The organism is Paenibacillus oleatilyticus (assembly GCF_018998565.1).
GTDB classification, from domain to species: Bacteria; Bacillota; Bacilli; order Paenibacillales; family NBRC-103111; genus Paenibacillus_G; species Paenibacillus_G oleatilyticus.
This window is the reverse complement of record NZ_JAHNZO010000097.1, coordinates 1-423: the sequence shown is the minus strand read 5'-3', so window position 1 is coordinate 423 and position 423 is coordinate 1. Positions and strand designations below refer to the sequence as shown.

Genomic DNA, 423 nt, shown 5'->3' with positions numbered 1-423 from the left:
GTCCATCAGCGCTTTGTCCAGCGATTCAATGGGCTCGCCTTCCAGCAGGCAGCGCGCCGCTTCGTTGATGTACGGCGCCAGGATGCGGTTGACATAAAAACCGCCGTTGCCGCCCACCACGATGGCGGTCTTGCCCTGCTTGTGCGCCAGCGCCACGGTGGTGGCGTTGGTTTGTTCGCTGGTGCCGGCGTGCGGGATCACTTCCCCCGGCGGCATTTTGTCCACCGGGCTGAAGTAGTGCAGACCGATCACCTGCTGCGGCCGCTGGGCCTGTTCGGCGATTTGACCGATAGGCAGCGAGGAAGTATTGGAGGCGAACACGGTATGCGGCGCGCAGTTCGCTTCGACCTCGGCCACCATCTTCTGCTTCAGCGCCAGATCCTCAAACACCGCCTCGACCACGATATCCACCTGCTCGAAGCC

At 62.9% G+C, this 423-nt stretch carries 1 protein-coding gene; it reads right to left on the bottom strand.

Translation table 11 applies throughout. The features are described from left to right. A partial coding sequence (locus KQX66_RS38835) for a 3-hydroxyacyl-CoA dehydrogenase NAD-binding domain-containing protein (protein WP_253957676.1) occupies window positions 1-423 on the bottom strand: 423 nt, incomplete at both ends.